Annotated in this window: 19 protein-coding genes and 2 pseudogenes; 11 read left to right on the forward strand and 10 right to left on the reverse strand. The window is 70.5% G+C overall.

The genetic code is table 11. From position 1 onward, the window contains the following. The first annotated feature begins 53 nt into the window (after nt 1-53). Nucleotides 54-713, forward strand: coding sequence for a TetR/AcrR family transcriptional regulator (locus LPA41_RS12255; RefSeq protein ID WP_229070250.1), 660 nt, complete (start codon nt 54-56; stop codon nt 711-713). A 258-nt stretch (nt 714-971) separates the two neighbouring features. On the opposite strand, the gene rpsN is transcribed toward LPA41_RS12255, so the two are convergent. The 3 genes from rpsN to rpmB are packed head-to-tail and all read right to left on the reverse strand — an operon-like array spanning nt 972 to nt 1,665. Further along, nucleotides 972-1,265, reverse strand: a complete 294-nt coding sequence (gene rpsN / locus LPA41_RS12260; protein WP_229070251.1) for a 30S ribosomal protein S14 — start codon at nt 1,263-1,265, stop codon at nt 972-974. Continuing rightward, complete coding sequence (rpmG, locus tag LPA41_RS12265; protein ID WP_229070252.1) at nt 1,265-1,432, reverse strand: 50S ribosomal protein L33; 168 nt, start codon at nt 1,430-1,432, stop codon at nt 1,265-1,267. Before rpmG ends, rpsN begins: the two co-directional genes overlap by 1 nt. After that, nucleotides 1,432-1,665, reverse strand: a complete 234-nt coding sequence (gene rpmB, locus LPA41_RS12270; RefSeq protein WP_229070253.1) for a 50S ribosomal protein L28 — start codon at nt 1,663-1,665, stop codon at nt 1,432-1,434. The genes rpmG and rpmB overlap by 1 nt, the downstream gene beginning before the upstream one ends. A gap of 45 nt (nt 1,666-1,710) precedes the next feature. Between rpmB and LPA41_RS12275 the strand changes: the two genes are divergently transcribed. Continuing rightward, entirely contained in the window at nt 1,711-3,021 is a 1,311-nt protein-coding gene (locus LPA41_RS12275) for a GTP-binding protein (RefSeq protein WP_229070254.1), read from the forward strand. Further along, nucleotides 3,018-3,269 carry a type B 50S ribosomal protein L31 gene (locus LPA41_RS12280; RefSeq protein ID WP_229070255.1) on the forward strand — a complete coding sequence of 84 codons (252 nt, stop codon included), beginning with the start codon at nt 3,018-3,020 and terminating at the stop codon, nt 3,267-3,269. The genes LPA41_RS12275 and LPA41_RS12280 overlap by 4 nt, the downstream gene beginning before the upstream one ends. Nucleotides 3,270-3,367: 98 nt before the next feature. Here the strand turns inward: LPA41_RS12280 and LPA41_RS12285 are convergent, their stop codons facing one another. The 4 genes from LPA41_RS12285 to LPA41_RS12300 form a co-directional block, all read right to left on the reverse strand. After that, nucleotides 3,368-3,826: a YsnF/AvaK domain-containing protein gene (locus tag LPA41_RS12285; RefSeq protein WP_229070256.1), complete on the reverse strand. Its 459-nt coding sequence runs from the start codon at nt 3,824-3,826 to the stop codon at nt 3,368-3,370. Between the two features lie 158 nt (nt 3,827-3,984). After that, nucleotides 3,985-4,797 carry a DUF2382 domain-containing protein gene (locus LPA41_RS12290; protein WP_229070257.1) on the reverse strand — a complete coding sequence of 271 codons (813 nt, stop codon included), beginning with the start codon at nt 4,795-4,797 and terminating at the stop codon, nt 3,985-3,987. 178 nt (nt 4,798-4,975) lie between these two features. Continuing rightward, entirely contained in the window at nt 4,976-5,740 is a 765-nt protein-coding gene (locus tag LPA41_RS12295; protein WP_229070258.1) for a TetR/AcrR family transcriptional regulator, read from the reverse strand. A gap of 77 nt (nt 5,741-5,817) precedes the next feature. Further along, nucleotides 5,818-7,881, reverse strand: coding sequence for an SGNH/GDSL hydrolase family protein (locus tag LPA41_RS12300; protein ID WP_229070259.1), 2,064 nt, complete (start codon nt 7,879-7,881; stop codon nt 5,818-5,820). A 310-nt stretch (nt 7,882-8,191) separates the two neighbouring features. On the opposite strand from LPA41_RS12300, the gene LPA41_RS12305 reads away from it, so the two are divergent. The 3 genes from LPA41_RS12305 (at nt 8,192) to LPA41_RS12315 (ending at nt 11,092) form a co-directional block, all read left to right on the forward strand. After that, complete coding sequence (locus LPA41_RS12305; protein WP_229070260.1) at nt 8,192-9,571, forward strand: M20/M25/M40 family metallo-hydrolase; 1,380 nt, start codon at nt 8,192-8,194, stop codon at nt 9,569-9,571. Between the two features lie 186 nt (nt 9,572-9,757). Then, complete coding sequence (locus LPA41_RS12310) at nt 9,758-10,741, forward strand: diacylglycerol kinase family protein (protein ID WP_229070261.1); 984 nt, start codon at nt 9,758-9,760, stop codon at nt 10,739-10,741. A gap of 132 nt (nt 10,742-10,873) precedes the next feature. Continuing rightward, nucleotides 10,874-11,092: a hypothetical protein gene (locus tag LPA41_RS12315; RefSeq protein ID WP_229070262.1), complete on the forward strand. Its 219-nt coding sequence runs from the start codon at nt 10,874-10,876 to the stop codon at nt 11,090-11,092. A 49-nt stretch (nt 11,093-11,141) separates the two neighbouring features. On the opposite strand, the gene LPA41_RS12320 is transcribed toward LPA41_RS12315, so the two are convergent. After that, the gene (locus LPA41_RS12320; RefSeq protein WP_229070263.1) at nt 11,142-11,882 is read right to left on the reverse strand and encodes an ATP-binding protein; all 741 of its coding nucleotides are present in this window, start codon (nt 11,880-11,882) and stop codon (nt 11,142-11,144) included. Between the two features lie 198 nt (nt 11,883-12,080). Between LPA41_RS12320 and LPA41_RS12325 the strand changes: the two genes are divergently transcribed. After that, a complete protein-coding gene (locus LPA41_RS12325) occupies nt 12,081-13,337 on the forward strand; it encodes a PP2C family protein-serine/threonine phosphatase (protein ID WP_229070264.1) in 1,257 nt (418 codons plus the stop codon). A gap of 15 nt (nt 13,338-13,352) precedes the next feature. Here the strand turns inward: LPA41_RS12325 and LPA41_RS12330 are convergent, their stop codons facing one another. Beyond that, nucleotides 13,353-13,703: an STAS domain-containing protein gene (locus tag LPA41_RS12330; RefSeq protein WP_229070265.1), complete on the reverse strand. Its 351-nt coding sequence runs from the start codon at nt 13,701-13,703 to the stop codon at nt 13,353-13,355. Between the two features lie 286 nt (nt 13,704-13,989). Between LPA41_RS12330 and LPA41_RS12335 the strand changes: the two genes are divergently transcribed. The 4 genes and pseudogenes from LPA41_RS12335 to LPA41_RS43255 form a co-directional block, all read left to right on the forward strand. Then, complete coding sequence (locus LPA41_RS12335) at nt 13,990-14,661, forward strand: GNAT family N-acetyltransferase (RefSeq protein WP_229070266.1); 672 nt, start codon at nt 13,990-13,992, stop codon at nt 14,659-14,661. 190 nt (nt 14,662-14,851) lie between these two features. Beyond that, nucleotides 14,852-15,751: pseudogene (locus tag LPA41_RS12340) on the forward strand (ketopantoate reductase family protein); the annotation flags it as partial. Nucleotides 15,752-15,853: 102 nt separating this feature from the next. Beyond that, on the forward strand, nt 15,854-16,678 hold the full coding sequence (locus LPA41_RS12345; protein ID WP_229070450.1) for a sulfurtransferase: 825 nt from the start codon (nt 15,854-15,856) through the stop codon (nt 16,676-16,678). A 79-nt stretch (nt 16,679-16,757) separates the two neighbouring features. Next, a pseudogene (locus LPA41_RS43255) lies at nt 16,758-16,832 on the forward strand (FAD-linked oxidase C-terminal domain-containing protein); the annotation flags it as partial. Nucleotides 16,833-16,883: 51 nt separating this feature from the next. Here LPA41_RS43255 and LPA41_RS12350 read toward each other — a convergent pair. Next, nucleotides 16,884-17,318 (reverse strand): DUF3592 domain-containing protein, encoded by a 435-nt coding sequence (locus LPA41_RS12350; protein ID WP_229070267.1) that lies wholly within the window; start codon nt 17,316-17,318, stop codon nt 16,884-16,886. Nucleotides 17,319-17,350 lie beyond the last annotated feature (32 nt).

Genomic DNA, 17,350 nt, shown 5'->3' on the forward strand with positions numbered 1-17,350 from the left:
AGGAAGGGCCGCGAACCCTCGACCCAGGCGAATCTTCGATCGAAGGAGGCCACGTGGCCACGCAGACCCCGGACTCGCCGGCAGCGGCACCCGCCGCGCGCGACGCCGAGCGGACCCGGGCAGAGATCCTCGCCGTCGCGACCCGCGAGTTCGCCGACAAGGGCTTCGCCGGCGCCCGGGTGGACGAGATCGCGGCGAAGACCCGCACCACCAAGCGGATGATCTATTACTACTTCGGCGGCAAGGAGCGCCTGTACGTCTCGGCGCTCGAGCAGGCCTACACCGGGATCCGCGCCCTCGAACAACAGGTCGACGTCGAACACCTCGACCCGGCCGAGGCGATCCGGCAGCTCACCGCTCTCACGTTCGACCACCACGAGTCGCATCCGGAGTTCATCCGGCTGGTCAGCATCGAGAACATCCACCGTGCCCGGCATCTCGTGCGGTCCGAGATCCTGGCCGGCCTGGCCAACCCGGCGCTGGACGCGCTGACCCGGATCCTCGTACGCGGTCGTGCGGCCGGCCGGTTCCGCGACGACGTCGACCCGATCGACGTCCACATGATGATCAGCGCGTTCTGCGTCTTCCGGACCGCCAACCGGTACACCTTCAACGCCATCTTCCAGCGGGACATGCTCGACCCCGCCCGCCGGGACCACTACCGGACCATGATCGGTGACCTCGTGCTGGAATATCTGACCGCCGCCGGCTGACGGCTCGCCGCGCCCCTTTCCGGACTCACGGTGTTCCTCGGCCCGTTCCCCACCAGCGCGGGAGATCCGGCCGGCGGCCGCGGTCACGGCTGTGACGATCGGTGTTCGCCGCAGGCCCCGGACGCCGGCTCGCTCGCTTCGGAGGCTGCCGCGAGCCGGCGCGGGGCGGGTCAGGTCAAGCGGGCCGTCACCAGCAGGTCGAGCGGGGCGGTAACCAGCAGGTCGAGCGGGCGGTAACCAGCAGGTGGAGCGGGGCGGTCACCAGGAGGCCTTGCGGATTCCCGGCAGCTCACCGCGCCGGGCCATCTCCCGGAACCGCACGCGGGACAGCCCGAAGTGGCTGAGGACGCCGCGCGGCCGGCCGTCGATCATGTCCCGGCTGCGGCGGCGCGACGGGCTGGAGTCGCGCGGGAGCCTGGCCAAGGCGCGCAGCGCGTCGGCCCGCGTGTCCGGGTCGAGCACCTGCTTCTTCAACTCGGTGCGACGGTCGAAATGGCGTGCGGAGAGCTCGGCACGGCGCTTCTCGCGCTCGGTGAGGCTGCGGCGCGCCATCAGCGGTCCTCCCGGAAGTCGACGTGGTGGCGCACCACCGGGTCGTACTTGCGCAGGACCAGCCGGTCGGGGTTGGTGCGGCGGTTCTTGCGGGTGACATAGGTGTAGCCGGTGCCGGCGGTGCTGCGCAGCTTGATGACCGGGCGGACGTCGGTGCTCCTGGCCATCAGATCTTGACCCCCTTGGCGCGCAGGCGGAGCACGACGGAGTCGATGCCGTCCCGGTCGATGATCTTGATGCCGGTGGTGCTGACGTTCAGTCGCACCGTGGTGCCGTCGGCGAGGCGGAAGCGACGCCGCTGGACGTTGGGATTCCAGCGGCGGCGGGTGCGGCGGTGGGAGTGTGACACGGCGTTGCCGAAGCTCGGCTTGGCGCCGGTCACGTCACAGACGTTGGACATGGCCGTCACTTTACAATGAAAACCGTTTCCATCTAGATTCAGGGGGTGAGCACCGACACGACCACCTCCGCCCTGCCCCTCCCGGTCGACCGGCGATCGGCTGTCACCGTGCTGTCCGGCTTCTCCCGCAGTGCCGTCGACGAGGTCAGCCGGGCCCTGCTGATCGCCGACGAGAGGCTGCTGGCAGTCAGCCACGACCTCACCGGCATCCGCGACGGCCTCGTCGGGCGCACCGTGCGTTCCGCCTCCGAAGTGGTCGAGCAACGCGTCGTCGAGCTCGTCCACGGCTGCGTGTCGTGCACCCTGCGCGAGGACGTCCTGCCCACCCTGGTCCGCCTCGCCCGCACCCGCCCGGAGTGCGACCTGCTGCTCGTCCTGCCGCCCGCGGTGGAGCCCGAGGCGGTCGCGGCCGCCTGCTCGCACTGCCTGGTCGACGGGGCGCCGGTCACCGACAGCGTCCGGTTCGACTCGTACGTCACCGTGGTCGACACCGGCACCCTCCTCGACGACCTGGCCGGCGATGACGACCTGCGGGACCGGGATCTGCACGCCGCCGACGACGATCACCGCACGGTCGCCGGGGTGGTCGTGCACCAGATCGAGTTCAGCGACACCGTCGTCCTGTGGAGCCGGCCCGGCACCGACAGCCACGAGCTCGACCGGGCCGGCATCCTCGTCCACCGCCTCGCGCCCTGGGCTTTCCCCGTCCCGCTCGGCAGCTTGCCGGCAGCCACGACCGGGCGCGGCGCGCGCACGACCGACGCCATCGACGGCACCGAACTCGCCGCGCTCGTGCTGCGCACCGGCCGCCACGACCCGCACCGGCCCGGCATGCTCGGCCTGGCGCTGGAAGGCCGCCCGATCGCCGTGCACGACCCGGACACCGCCGGCGTCAGCTCCGTCCTGTTCGAGACCCGGCGGCCGTTCCACCCCGAACGGCTGCACGACGCCCTCGAGGAACTGACCGGCGAGGCGCTGCGCGGACGCGGCCAACTCTGGATCGCCAGCCAGCCGGACACCGCGCTCGCGTTCGAGTTCGCCGGCGGCACCCTGGAGCTGGGCAGCCTCGGCTATTGGCTGGCCGCCCTGCCGGTCGAACGCTGGATGGAGACCAGCGACGAGCGACGCCTCGCCGCCGATCTGGACTGGGACCCCTACTACGGCGACCGGCGCACCGTGCTCGCCCTGATCGGCCTGCACCTGGATCCCACCGCTGTCACCGGACTGTTGCGCTCCTGCCTTCTCACCGACGCCGAACTGGCCGACGGCCCCGCCGGCTGGCGCACCCTGCCCGACCCGTTCGCCGGATGCTTCCCCCTGACCGACGAGATCACCACCGAGGAGAACCAACCGTGAAACCAGGAATCCACCCCGAGTACCGGGCCGTCGTCTACCGCGACCGCAGCGCCGGCTTCGCCTTCCTCACCCGCTCCACCGCCACCAGCGACAAAACCGTCGCATGGGAGGACGGCAACACCTACCCGGTGCTCGACGTCGAGATCTCCTCGGCCAGCCACCCGTTCTGGACCGGCAAGCAGCGTCTGCTCGACACCGCCGGGCGGGTCGAGAAGTTCCGCGCCAAGTACGCCCGCAAGGCGACATAGCCCCCGGCCTGCCGGAGCGCGAACACTGAAAAATCGTTCCGTACGGGATCGCAGAAAGGCCGCGGCGACGCATCGCCGCGGCCTTCGGGTATGGCTGGTCAGCCGATCGTGGTCGGCGGCCGGCCGGGCACGTCGACCTCGATGCGCTCCTTGAGCACGTCGCCGGTGAGGAGGTGCTGCTCGGTCTGCACCTGCTTGCTCAGCCGGACCCGCTCCACCGGCACGATCTCGCTGGTGACGACGGGACGTTCCTCGTGCAGGACGACCTCGAAGATCACGCCACCGTCGGGACCACCGAACTCCTCGGCGGAGCCGAAGACATCGGGATCAGCCACCGGCGCTCGCTCGCCCTCGGCGATCGGCTCGCGCTCCAGTCGCAGCTCCTCGCGGCGGACCTGCACGGTGATCTGCACGTTCTCGGTCACCACGTGTTTGCGCAGCCGTGCCCGGCCGACCTCGTACACTTCGGTGCCGGCGACCAGGCGCTGCTCGGACCGGGTCATCGCGTCGTCGCCGCCGGTCGCCGTGTGGGGCACGTGGGGCTCTGTCGGGTTCATGTCGCCTCCACAGGTCTGCTGTTCGGCGAAGCCGATTCAGGATGTTCGACGAAGCCGATACCGATGTGTCCGGCGAAGCCGATACCGGCGTGTTCGGCGAAGCCGATACCGGTGCCGCACCGCACGACGGCGCGGCACCGGGTGGATGAAGCGGCAGGTCAGCGCCGGCCCTCGGGACCGTCGAACTCGATCTGCTCCTTGCGGACCTCGCCGCTGACCGTCTCCTCGTCGCGGACGGTCTCCTTGCCCAGCCGGACACGCTCGACCGGCACCGCCTCGGTCTCGACCACGGGCCGATCGGCGTGCAGGGTCACCTCGTGCTCGGACTCGGTGATGGCGGGACCGGCGAAGGCGTCGCCGCGGTTCGCGTCGGTGATCGGCTCGCGCTCCAGGCGCACCTCTTCGCGCTCCACCGGCACCCGGACCTGCTGCTGCTCGGTGACGACGTACTTGCGCAGCCGGGCCTTGCCGGTCTGCTCGTTACGGGTGTCGGCGACCAGGCGCTCCTCCGACCGCGTCATGGCGTCGTCGCCGGCGGTTGTCCCGGCGCGGTGCTGGCCGTCCTGCCGGGTGCGGCCGGTGTCGGCGGTGCCGCGGCCGGCGTCGGTGGTGCCGTGGCTCGTGCCGCCCGACACGGCGCTGCCCGACTCGGCGCCGGGAGAGGTCACCTGGTAGTAGGTGTAGAGCTCGTTCTCCTCGGTGTAGCTCAGGTCGCCGTCCGGTTCGATCCGCGGAGCGTCCTTGACCGTCGCCTTGTCGTAGGCGACCGTGATCCGGTCGTCCGAGACGCTGGCCCGCTGCAGCGGGATGAACGTCTCCTTGGTGCCGAACAGGCCGGTCTTGACCGCCACCCACTCGGGGTTGCCGGTGTCGGTGTCGAGGTAGACCTGACCGACAGAGCCGATCTTGTCACCGTCGGAACCGTACACATCGGCGCCGTTGAGCCGGTTGAGATCGTTTTGTGTGAGCACGATGGATCCTTTCCGAGGGGAGATTCTTTTCGTCCACAAAGGAGACGGCGCCCGCCGCGAAAACGAGCGGGGAAATCGCTCGATCGTCAGCGGCACCGTGCTCCGACCCTCGGAACGTGCCCCGGTGTTTACGCGATAAACAGCGCGCGGAAGGTTTTCCCCTCGCCGCTGATTCGCGTCACTTCTCCTGGGTCAGCCGTGGCGGGCGTCGCCGGCGGGGCAGCAGCAGCGCGACCCGGTCGAGCAGGGCCTCCAGGGCCTCCTCGAAGTCCTGTGCCGCCACGTCGACCGACAGGTGCGGCTCCAGGCGTTGCAGGAGCGGGTAGGCGGAGAGATCTTCCAGCGGCGCGACGTCGGGTTCCTCGACCGGCCCCGTCTCCACGCCGTGCGCGGAGACCTCCAGGAGCAGATAGCCGAGCAGGAAGCTGCTGAACGCCCGGTAGACAGCGGCGGCGTTCTCGTCCGAGAAGCCGGCCTCGATCATCACTTCGAGCAGCGACTCGATCCACCGCAGACTCCGCAGCGGGGGCCTGACCCACGGCGCCGCGGGTGGACGTGTCGCCACCAGCGGAAAGACTTCCGGATGGGCTAGCGCGATGCGACGCAACCCGTGCGCGAGGCGCTGCAGGTAGTCCACCCAGCCGGCGTGCGCCTGCAGGTGCACGTCCGGGTCGGCGAACAACTCGTCGACGACCGCCTCGACCACCCCGTCGAGCAGGGCCTCCCGGCCGGGCACGTGCCGGTAGAGGGCCATGCCCTCCACTCCGAGGTAGGCGCCGAGCCGTTGCATGGTGAGCATGCGCAGGCCGTGCTCATCGATGTAGCGCACCGCCGCCTCGATGATGCGCTGCTGGTCCAGGGCACCACGAGCAGGACCGGGACCGGCCTCGAGCGGCACGGCCGCGGATTTCTTGCGCCTCTCGGGTGTGTCCGGCTCGGTCACCGTACGCCTCTCCCCTGCCTCGGCTTCGGCAAGTCTGCCAGAGGCGACGCCGCCGACCCGCCGGCGTCCTGCCGCGATCAACCGCACTCACTGGCCCAGGCCCGGCGGCGCCAGCCGAAGAACGCGACTCCGGCACACCAGGCGCCGCCGGCGGCGGCCGCGATCCACAGGCAGAGACCGTCTTTCACCAGCCGGTCGCCGATCTGCCGGTAGGCCCACGTCTGCGCCTGCCGGCGGCAGCTGTGCTCGGTGGCGGCGAGGAGGTCGCACGGCGGGCTTTCCGCTTTGGCCTTCAATTTGGCTTCGGCCTCGCTGAACTGCGCGAGTTCGGCCAGTTCCCGTACGGTGTGCGACCGTACCCGCACCTCGGCCGACGTCCGAGGGCTGATCGGGTGCGGCTGGTCCGCGAGCCAGGATTGGAAGACCTTCAGCATCGCGGCATGACCGCGTTCGTTCGGGTGCAGACTGCCGTGCACCCACTTGGCCGGGTTGAAGCGGTGGTGGGCGAAGCCGTGCACCGATCGCAGGCCGATGAAGTTGATGCCGGGCCGGCTGCCGTTGATCTCGTCACAGAGTTGCAGCCGGGAATTGGCGAGCGCATCCTGCATGTCATCGAGGTAGTGGAAGGCGTATTCGCGGGCGGTGTCCCGGATCACCGCGTTCAACGTGCGGGTGACGTACTCGCGGATGAATGTCTGCTCGCCGGCGGAGAGCCCGACGTTGGTGCAGTCCTTTCCCCTCGGCCGGATGGGGTCGGGGTACGGGATCACCACGACGGGAGTGTCAGGGAACATCGTACTGATCTCGAAATAGGTCGCCCGCAGCTGATTGCGCAATTGGGGAACTGTGTCGTTCCAGAGCTTCTTCCTGGTCTGGCATTCCCCGGGTGCAAGGCACATCTGCCCGATCGAGGAGAAGCCCGCGTCGTTGCCGCCGATGCTCAGGACCACCATCGCCGGCTTGAAGCCTTTGGCGGTGCGGTAGGCGTCGAGCTGCGTGTGTTCCTCGGACACATACTGTCTGCCCGGTTTCTCGCTCATCCCGATCCGGACCTTCTCCACCAGAGCGGTGCTTGATGGAGGCTTCTCCATCATGACGTGCCTGGTACGGGCGCCGGAACAGGCCAGGAATTGGATCCCGTCGAAGGCCGGAATGGTACGAGCCGCCATGACCGCCCACGCCGTCGGCGCCCGGCGGCACTCGTTGACACCGCCGTTGTCCGTGCCGTCGTAGTAGACCGACGCCCCCTCCCCCGACATGTACGAGTCGCCGAGAGCGACAAGCACCCGCTTACCGCCGGTCGGATCGGGAGTGTTCTCCTTCGACTCCTGCGACGGGGTCACGCCCATCAACGCGACGACCGCGAGCGCCGCGACGACGTCCGCCTGCGTCGTCGACACCAGCGCGAAGACGAGCAACCCGAGCACCACGAGGACGACCGTCAGCCACCGCGACGCGCTCACGTCGACGGCACAGTAGGTGGCACCGGCGAAGAGCACGAGGCCGCCCGCACCGAGTTTCCACAGCACAGCGCCGGCTTTGTCGCGCTTGCACAGCGCGCGAAGCGCACCTTCGGCGGAGAGGGCCAACCCGACCGGCAGCAGTAGAAGCCCACCGAACGCGAGAGTCACCGTGCCGAGCAGGACCGGGACGTCGGAGCCGAGCAGCCAGGCGCCCGCGACCACCACCAGGACACCGCCGCCGGTCAGCCAGACACCGAGGCGGCCCGTCGGCAACCGCATCCGCCACCGACCCACCGAGACGCACTCGCACTGCCGGACATAGGTGAGCAGGGAACCGATCAGCAGGTACAGCAGAACCGCGCCGCTGACGCCGAGGAAGCTGTCGCCGAACCAGGCCTTGGTGGGAAGCACCACCAGGAGCACGACGAGGAGGAACGTCAGCAGGGCGACCGCCACGCCCGCCCGGAGGGGGACCACCCATTGGCAGCCGTCGAGGCTGTCGGCGTACTGCCCGCGGATCCAGATCGTCGCCACGCTGATGAAGACCGCGAACACCACCCAAACGGTGACCGCGGTCGCCCCGGAGCGCGCGGATCCGAGCAGCAAGGCTGTCGCAGCAACGAAAGCCACGGTCCGCCGGACCGGCCCGTGCACATCAGCCGCCGGTGCCATCGTCATGTTTCCGCCTCACCGACCAGCTGTGGAGGGGGGTGAGCACCTCCCCTCAGGTCACGCTGCCATTCAGCGGGGATCAGCAAGGGACATTTCGGTTTAATACCGCAACTTAGGGGTACGCGATGCCGCCGTGCCGCCCAAAGCACCGGCTGTTCAGGCCTGGAGAGCAGGCCGCTAGCACCGCGCAGTCGCGGCACTGGCCGGATCCGGACAGGAATAGCGACCCTGTTCGCGGGTAGCCCGGCTCCGGACGGCAGGCGATCGTCGGCCTGCAGGCGCAGTGGCCCCGGCGGGGCGGACAAGGGGTTCACCAGTGAACACGAGTGTGCGGGATTATCTGGACAAGCATCGGGATGCCATGGTCGCCGAGCTGGCGGAGTGGGTGGGCATCCCGTCGATCGGCGGAGTGCCGGAGCATCTGGTCGATCTGCGGCGGTCGGCGAACTGGCTGGCGGGGGCGTTGCGGGAGACCGGCTTCCCGTCGGTGGAGCTGTGGGAGACCGAGGACGGTCCGGCGGTGTACGCCGAATGGTGCGCGGAACCGGACGCTCCCACGGTTTTCATCTACAGCCATCACGACGTCCGGGCAGCGAAGGACGAGGAGTGGGACGAGACCGCGCCGTTCGAGCCGAAGGTCCGTGACGGGTACCTCTACGGCCGTGGCGCGTCCGACGCCAAAGGGCAGGCTCTGGCCCACGTGTGGGCTGTCCGGGCCCACCTGGCCGCCACCGGCCGCAAGCACCCCGCGGTGAATCTGAAGGTGCTGGTGGAGGGCGAGGAGGAGACCGGGTCGGCGCATCTGCGGCAGCTGCTGGAGGACAACCGCGACCAGGTCGGCGCCGATCTGATCGTCTTCTCCGACACGCTGCTGTGGCGTGCGGACCATCCGGCGGTGTGCGTGAGCATGCGCGGCACCATGCTGGCGAAGCTCGAGATCCTCGGGCCGCTGCAGGACGTGCACAGCGGAGCGGTGTCCGGGCCGGCACCCAACCCGGTCCTGGAGCTGAGCCGGCTGCTCGCGCAGCTGCACGACGACAAGGGGCGGATCACCATGCCCGGTTTCTACGACAGTGTGGTGGAGCCGTCGCAGCGGTTCCGCGAGGAGTTGGCGGCGCTGCCGTACAGCGACGCCGACTGGCTGGAACGGTCCAAGACCCGCAGCGTGGGCGGCGAGGCCGGGTACACGGTGCTGGAACGCCTGTGGACGCGCCCGGCCATCGAGGTGACAAGCGTCATCGCCGGTGACCCGATCGGGCCGTCGCGGGCAGCGGTGCCGTCGGTCGCCACCGCCGATCTGAGCATCCGGTACGTCTGCGACCAGACCGGCGCCGAGATCGCCGAGCAGCTGCGGCAGTGGGTCGCCGACAACGTCAGCGACCGGTTCGAGCACCAGGTCAGCGTGTCCCCGGAGACGGCGCAGGATCCGTACCGGACACCGGAGGACCTGCCCGCCGTCGCCGCGCTGGCGGAGGCCATGCAGGAGGGTTTCGGGCGTCCCGCCGGCCGGATGGGCAACGCCGGTGGCGGCCCGGCGGTGTGGCTCACCGAGAGGGTCGGCGCGCCGGTGGTGTACTTCGGCACCGGCCTGCCCGAAGACCACTGGCACGACAGCAACGAACGGGTCTCGATCGACGTGCTGCTCTCCGGCGCGGCCACCTTGGCCGCCTTCTGGGACCGGCTTCCACCAAGGTGACGAGTCGTTACCCGCGCTCGCCCGGTCGCCGCTGGAGCCACTCCGCCGGCGACCGGGCCGAGTGACATACGTCCTGTTTGAGAAATTTCTTCGCGGGCATCTTCTCATTGACGGCAACGAATCGTTGCCTGGTGGTCAACAGCGCCGGTGGCGCCTGGTCGCTTCCCCCCACTGCGAAGGACTCCCGTGGACGTCACGACCACCCCAGGCCCCCTGCGATCAGCCGTCGTCGTCAATCCGGTGAAGGTGCCCGACCTCGACGAACTGCGTCGCACCGTCACCGACGCCCTGACCGCTGAGGGCTGGCCGGAGCCGATGTGGCTGGAAACCACCGTGGACGACCCCGGCGCTGGTCAAGCCGGCCAAGCCGTGCGTGACGGCGCCGAACTGGTCTTCGCCTGCGGCGGTGACGGCACCGTGATGGCCTGCGTGACCGCCCTGGCCGGCACCGACGTCGCCCTGGCCGTGCTGCCCGCCGGCACCGGCAACCTGCTGGCCGCCAACCTCGGGCTCTCCGGCGACCTCGCCACCGGGCTCGAAGTGGTTCTGCAAGGCGGACGCCGGCGCATCGACGTCGGCGCGGTCGGTGAGCAGAACTTCGCGGTGATGGCCGGCATGGGCTTCGACGCCCACATGCTGGATGCCACAAACGACACCGCCAAGAAGCACATCGGCTGGCTCGCGTACGCCGCCGGCGCCGTCCAGCACCTGCGTGATCGCCCGATGCACCTGCGCATCACCCTCGACGACAAGCCGTCCTTCACCCGCCGGCCGCGCACCGTCATCGTCGGCAACGTCGGCCGGCTGCAGGGCGGCATGCGGCTGCTCACCGACGCCCAGCCCGACGACGGACTGCTCGACGTCGCCATCCTCAGCCCTCGGACTCTGCGCCACTGGGCCGCCCTCGGCTGGGCGGTGCTGCGCCGTAAACACCAGGTGCCGCGCATGGAGACCTACACCGCCACGCGCGTGCACATCCACAGCCGACGCGCCCAGCCCCGCCAACTCGACGGCGACCTGATCGACCCCGGCAAGGATCTGATCGTCACCGTCCGGCCCCAGTCGCTGCTGTTGTGCGTACCGCAACCCGCCACCGATCCCGACCTCGCCAACGGTGCCGCCGCGGTCGGCCGCGACGCCGACGAAGTCCGCGAATCCGTGGCTCGCTGACGAAACACGCAAGCGTGACTTTTCGGCCCGCGGTGAGTTAGTCGGACGGCCGCCCCCGCAGGACGGACCCGGGCGGTTGACGACGAGACCGAGGAGACATCGGTGCCAGCTGGAACCACACTCGCTCACCTGGTGGAGGAGTTCGTCGCGACGATGTCCCACCACGGCGTGATGATCGATCGGCAAGCCGTGGAAGAGGAGATCGGCGAGCGCATCGACGCCATCGCCGACCGGCTCCGGACTCACCCGCAGGCGGTTCTGCGCGATCATGTGAGCGGCGGCTGGGGCCGGCGGATGGCGGTGTCAGTCCTGGAACAGGTACGAGCCGAGCGGCTGATCGAGGCCGCCTAGTCGCGCGGTCCGCCCCCGGCGCGGCGCGCGGCAGTGGCTGGTGGATCGCTCAGGTGGGATCCGTGGGCGAGCGCGCGATGCGGGCCCAGACCACCTTGCCGTCCTGGTGCTGCTGACAACCCCATCGGTCGGCGGCCATGTCGACCAGGTGCAGGCCTCGTCCCCCCGTGGCGTCCGCGTGGTGTTCGCCGCGGGGGATTGGTTCGGCGCAGGAGCCGTCGTTCACGGCCACACACAGGTACCGGGGGCGCAACGTCACCTGCAACGTCATCATGGTGCGGGCGTGCATCACCGCGTTGGAGACCAGTTCGCTCGCGACGAGGGTGGCGGGGGCGATCAGATGCGGGATGTTCCATCGCACGCATGCCTCGGTGACGACGTCCCGAGCCCGGCGGGCGGCACCCGAGATCGGGAGCAGGAGTTCGCTGACAGGGCCGCCGTACTGGGTCAGCGCGGACAGCGCATCAGCGACGGTGGGATACAGCGGTGGCGGCTCTGCGGCTACCGCCACGATCACGTCGGCGGTGGCCGCCTCCGGCGTGCAGAGCAGTACCGGTGTGCCGAGCCAGAATTGTGCCTCGTCGAGGATCGTGGCGAGTGTTCCGGCTGCCTGCGGGTCCGTCACGATGGCCCCGGACAGGTCGACCACTACGGCGCCGGGGTCCCGTGTCAGACACTGGCTGAGGGTGCGATGCAGGGCGGGACCGGAGCGTGCGTCGACCGTACCGTTCACCGTGACGACGGTCAGGCCGTCCCGCGATTCGACCCGGCACGTCATCGATGGGGACACGGGCGTCGACTCCTCCACCGGGCGCCCTGATGATGCGGCCGCGTCCATCGGCGACCCGGTTCCGGTCACGTGAATCCCCCAATTCCGCTGCCTCATTCCCGGCCGGCACCACCGGCGTCGGGCGCCTCCTCCGAGGGGTTTGCGGCCTGCCTCGGCACGGTGACCGGGTGTGCGGTGCGCGGTGAGTATGCTGCGGTCATGGATCCGTCGGTCGAGGCGGCGCTGTCCGGGATGCTTGCGGCTGCGGAGGACGCCACTCCGGTGCAAGCCGTCGAGGCCGTCACCCGGGAGCTCGGGACGGCACTGCACGCCCGCACAGTCTCCTTCCTGATCGCCGACCTCAGCGGCCGGGACCTGGTACGGCTGACGCACGCCCCCCTCGCAACGGCGGTGGACGGCCGCCGCGCCGGCACGGATGTCGCGACCCTGCTGCCCTTCGACGGCGGTCCTCACGAAGAGGCGTTACGGACCCAGGCGGTGCAGGTGGTGCGCGACGACACGGGATGGACGGTCCTGGCGCCGGTCACCGAACGCGGTGAGGCGATCGGCCTGCTGGAGATCGGCCTCGACACCGAGCCGGCCCCGCAGTCGATCGCGGAGATCGCCCGGACCGCGCATGCGCTGGCGTTCGTGGTGATCGCCAACCGCCGGCACACCGACCTGTTCGAGTGGGGTCAGCGGACCACGCCGTTCAGCCTTTCCGCGGAGATCCAGCGCCGGTTACTGCCCGCGGCCTTCACCTGCGAGGGCGGCTCGTTCACCGTGTCCGGCTGGCTGGAGCCGGCGGCGGACATCGGCGGGGACACCTTCGACTACAGCCTGGCCCGGGACACCCTGCACTTCAGCATCACCGACGCCATGGGTCACGGCGTGACGAGCGCACTGATCGCCACCCTCGGCGTGGGAAGTCTGCGCAACTCCCGCCGGGCCGGGCACAGCCTGACCGAGCAGGCCGACCGGGCCGGTGCCGCGATCGCTCAGCACGCCCCCGCCCGCGGCGCCTTCATCACCGCGATCCTCGGACGCCTGGACCTGGGCAGCGGGACGTGCGATCTGATCAATGCCGGACACGTGCCGCCGATCCTGATCCGTGACGGCGACCCGCAGGAACTGCGGCTGCCGCGCAACTTCGCACTGGGCATGTTCCCTGAAACACCGTTCAACGCCGGTCAGGTCACGCTGCGCCCGCGCGATCGTCTGGTGATCGTCACCGACGGCATGCGGGAACGCCGAGCCGCTGCCCTCGACCTCCCGGCCCGGCTCCGTTCGCTCACCGCCCTGCACCCCCGCGAGGCCGCCCGCGCCCTGGCCGACGGGGTCCTCGCCGTGGCCGGCCCCGCCCTGCAGGACGACGCCACGCTCCTGATCATCGACTGGCACGGCTTCCACGACCGGCCACGCCGCGCCAACGCGGGCGCCGACATCTCCGCCGCCACCTCAGCCGACGGCCGCTGACCTGTGTTACGGCAGTCAGGCGACCGGCGGCATGCCCGCCTCGGCCGCCTCCACCGTGTCGTACACGTCGAGCACCCGGTCCACCGCTGACACCTGCAGCACGTACGCGACCATCTTCTGTACCGCAGCGACGCACAACCGGCCGTCCCTGGCGCGCAGCTCCTTGAACCACACCATCAGCACGCCGAGGCCACTGGAATCCAGGAACGACACGTCGGCGAAATCCAGGACCACCCGCAGCGCGCCACCGTCAGCGACCTGCTGAAGAAAGCCGTCGAGTTCAGCAGCGGTGTCCATGTCCAGCTGACCGCCAACCCTCACCACAGCGCAAGCCCTGCCGACCCGAGCCGACAACTGCAGATCCACAACCGCCTCCGAGAACCGAAACGCCTGCACAGATCAGCAACCCGCATTCCCTGCCTTACCGATAACCCATAGCGGCAGCCGCGAACCAAGATTACGGCCACATCCCCGTCACAGTGCGGCTTCGATACCCGAGTACGTCGCATTCGGCGCGGGCCAGCGCCTCACTGCGCTCACGAATCAGGCAGCTCTGCTCGACGCCCCTTGACGCACTATTGCAACAGATGTGCAACTACGAAAGTATGGTCCGGGTTGAGCCGCCGCCGACGGCTGCTGTTGCGGAGGAGAGATGACCGACCAGGCCACGATGCCGGACGACACCCACGTTGATCTGGCCGGCGTCGTTACGGCGTGGACGTACGGCTGGGCCCTCTCCCGCGGTGTGCCCCCGCCGCAAGCCATGGCCGGCGCGGCACGCCTCGAAGTCGGCCTGCCGGGCCACCGGGTCCGCTACGTGGCGTACGGCCACGACGAAGGCCTGCTCACCGAACTCGGGCGGCACCGGGCGAAACCCGGCACGTGGATCAAAGCCGCCACCGAGCCGGCGCGGCTGCGCGCCACGCTCGGGCCGGCGTGGACCATGGCCGACACCGGTTTCCTGATGACCACCTCGCTGGCGGACGCCCCCGTCAACCGCGCGGCCGAGCCGTACACCCTGCGGGTCACCGCCTCGGCCGGGGTAACCGTGGCCGCCGTCCTCGACCCCGCCGGGACCACGGCCGCGACGGGACGCCTGGCCGCCTGGAACGGCTACGGCATCGTCGACCAGGTCGAGACCGCACCCGCGTACCGTCGGCGCGGCCTCGGCAGCACCGTCATGACAGCTCTCGCCACCCGCGCCGCCCGCCACGGCGTGCACACCGGCGTGCTGGTCGCCACCACGGAAGGCCGCGACCTGTACCGGTCGCTCGGCTGGGGCGTGCGGTCACCCATCGCCGCCGCACACGTCCCGGAGCCATAGCCGCCCACCGCCACGAGGCGGCGAAGCGCGAGAATGTCGAGGATCGGTCCGCTGCCGCGGACCACTGACAACCGACTGACAAGAAGTTGTGTTCGATGACGATCGGCATCCGGCGTTGGACATCGCACCCGTCACCCGCCATGCTGATCAAGGGATCTCCTATTCGCTACATAGGTAAAGAGGCACTGTGATGAGCCGCTACGTGGTGGTCGGCGCCGGAGCGGTCGGCGCGTCGATCGCGGCCGAGCTGCACCGGGCCGGAGTGGAGACACTGCTGATCGCCCGGGGCGCGCAGCTCACGGCGCTGCGCGAGCACGGCCTGACCTACCTGCGGCCGGACGGCGAACATCGGCTGCGCATCCCGGTCGCCGCTGGCCCCGACGAGGTCGGCCTCACGTCCGGCGACGTCCTGGTGTTCGCGACCAAGAGCACCGACACCGAGAGTGCCGTACGCCAGTGGGCCTGGCAGCCGGTCAAACGCTCCGACGGCGGCACCGGCCTCGCCGCCACCGACCTGCCCGTCGTCACCCTGCAGAACGGGCTCGCCAACGAACGGATCGCGCTGCGCTCGTTCGCCCGGGTGATCGGCGGGGTGGTGTGGATCCCCGCGACCTTCGTGGTGCCCGGCGAGGTGGTCAACCACGCCGACCCGGTGCCGGCCGTGCTGTGGCTCGGGCGTTACCCCGGCGGGGACGACCCCGCCATCGAGCCGATCGCCGCGGATCTGCGCCGCGGCGGGTTCGCCGTGCACGTGGTCACGGACATCGTCGGCCACAAGGCACACAAGCTGCTCGGCAACCTGGTCAACACCCTTGACGCCCTCTACCCGCCGAGCCGGTTGCGCGACGCCGCCCTGGCCCGGCTCAAGGACGAGGCCCGGGCGGTCTACGCGGCAGCCGGGATCGTGCCCGCCACGCCGTCCCCGAACGGCTTCCGGGTCGCCGACGTACCCGGCCGGTCGCGGGCCGGCAACTCGACGCGCCAGAGCCTGGTCCGCGCGACCGTCCCCGAGACCGACTACCTCGACGGCGAGATCGTGCTGCTGGGCCGCCTGCACGGGGTGCCGACGCCGGCCGTGGCGGCGGTCCAGGCGCGCATCCACCGGGCGCTCCGCGAGGGCACCGCGGCCGCCTCGCTCGACGACGCCGACCTCGCCGCGACCGTGCCCGGCCTGACCGGCGGCCGCTGGCCGGTGCTGATCAGCGCCGAGGAGCTCTACGACCGGGTGGCGCGACCCGAACCGCCGTTGCTGCTGGACGTGCGCTGGGCGCTCGGCGACCCGCACGGCGAGGAGCACTACCGGGCCGGCCACCTGCCCAGCGCGGTCTACGTCGACCTCGACACCGAGCTGTCCGGGCCGCACGAGCCCGGGGCCGGGCGTCACCCGCTCCCCCCGGTCGACCGGCTGCAGGCCGCGGCCCGGCGCTGGGGTCTCACCCGGCAGCGCGCGGTCGTGGTCTACGACAACACCGGCGGCCTGGCCGCCGCCCGGGCCTGGTGGCTCCTGCGCTGGGCGGGCGTGACTGACGTCCGCATCCTCGACGGCGGCCTGGCCGCCTGGCAGGCGGCCGGATACGCCCAGGCGACAGGCGACGCCCGGCCCCGACCGGCCGGTGACGTGGTGCTCACCGGCGGACACCTGCCGACCCTGACCGCCGACGAGGCCGCGGCCCTGTCCAGGACCGGCACCCTGCTGGACGCGCGGGCCGCCGAGCGCTACCGCGGCGACGTCGAGCCGGTCGACCCGCGCGCCGGGCACATCCCCGGCGCGGTCAGCGCCCCCACCGCGGCGAACCTGCAGGACGGCGTGCCGCTGTTCCGGACCGCGGAACAGTTGCGCGAACGGTTCGCCGGGCTCACCGGGCCGGTCGGCGTCTACTGCGGATCCGGCGTCACCGCGGCGCACGAGATCGCGGCGCTGGCCGTCGCCGGGATCGACGCGGCCCTCTACCCCGGATCGTGGTCCGCGTGGTCCGCCGACCCGGACCGGCCGGTCGCGACCGGCGACCAGCCGTGACGCACCAACTGTTCACCACCGGCGCCACGCGGACCGCCGACCCGGGCCCGCGCCTCGACCGGTCCGGGTTGGCCCCGGCTCGCTGAACCTTCATCGACAACTCAGAGCGCTCTTCGACCCGTACCAGATTCTCAATCCCGGCAAGGTGGTGTGATCGACGGACCGCTGCCGTCGCGGGCTGCGGCCCGCCGCCCACGGCTGATCATCAGGCGTTCTGGTGCTGCTTGGCGCGTCTCATCCGCACCATCGCCAGGGGTACGCCAACCGCGGACGCCACGGCGGCGGTAAGCGTCAAGTACGTGACGATGTTGTTGTCCGGGACCCGCGTGTCGCGGACGTCGTCGGCCGGGTGCTCCGGGTCGTACACGATGGGCACGGTGTCCCCGACCTTGGTGCCGTCGGCCGAGTCCTTCTGGCCGATCAGTGCCTCGGCGCGCCGGCCGTCGGCGGTGGTGTAGGCGACGGTGATCCGGCCCTTGCCGCCGATCTTCGTGACCTGAGCGGTCGTCTCGACACCGCGATCGCGCAGGGCCCGGTCGTTGTTCCACAAGGTGACGGTCGCGTACCCAAAAAGTCCGGACACCGCCACGGACATGATCAGCATCAGCCACGCCGGTGGTGGCTTCTTCCCCGTTCCCATGACGGCCACCGTTCCCGCCATCGTCCGAGATC

It is taken from the genome of Actinoplanes sp. DH11 (assembly GCF_020873875.1).
In the GTDB taxonomy this organism is placed as follows: domain Bacteria; phylum Actinomycetota; class Actinomycetes; order Mycobacteriales; family Micromonosporaceae; genus Actinoplanes.

What these genes read in the sequence shown, in the direction of transcription:
- LPA41_RS12335 (WP_229070266.1), top strand. Translation starts at nt 13,990, where the DNA reads ATGACCGACCAGGCCACGATGCCGGACGACACCCACGTTGATCTGGCC.
- rpsN (WP_229070251.1), bottom strand. Translation starts at nt 1,265, where the DNA reads ATGGCGCGCCGCAGCCTCACCGAGCGCGAGAAGCGCCGTGCCGAGCTC.
- rpmG (WP_229070252.1), bottom strand. Translation starts at nt 1,432, where the DNA reads ATGGCCAGGAGCACCGACGTCCGCCCGGTCATCAAGCTGCGCAGCACC.
- LPA41_RS12300 (WP_229070259.1), bottom strand. Translation starts at nt 7,881, where the DNA reads ATGACGATGGCACCGGCGGCTGATGTGCACGGGCCGGTCCGGCGGACC.
- LPA41_RS12285 (WP_229070256.1), bottom strand. Translation starts at nt 3,826, where the DNA reads ATGAACCCGACAGAGCCCCACGTGCCCCACACGGCGACCGGCGGCGAC.
- LPA41_RS12325 (WP_229070264.1), top strand. Translation starts at nt 12,081, where the DNA reads ATGGATCCGTCGGTCGAGGCGGCGCTGTCCGGGATGCTTGCGGCTGCG.
- LPA41_RS12350 (WP_229070267.1), bottom strand. Translation starts at nt 17,318, where the DNA reads ATGGGAACGGGGAAGAAGCCACCACCGGCGTGGCTGATGCTGATCATG.
- rpmB (WP_229070253.1), bottom strand. Translation starts at nt 1,665, where the DNA reads ATGTCCAACGTCTGTGACGTGACCGGCGCCAAGCCGAGCTTCGGCAAC.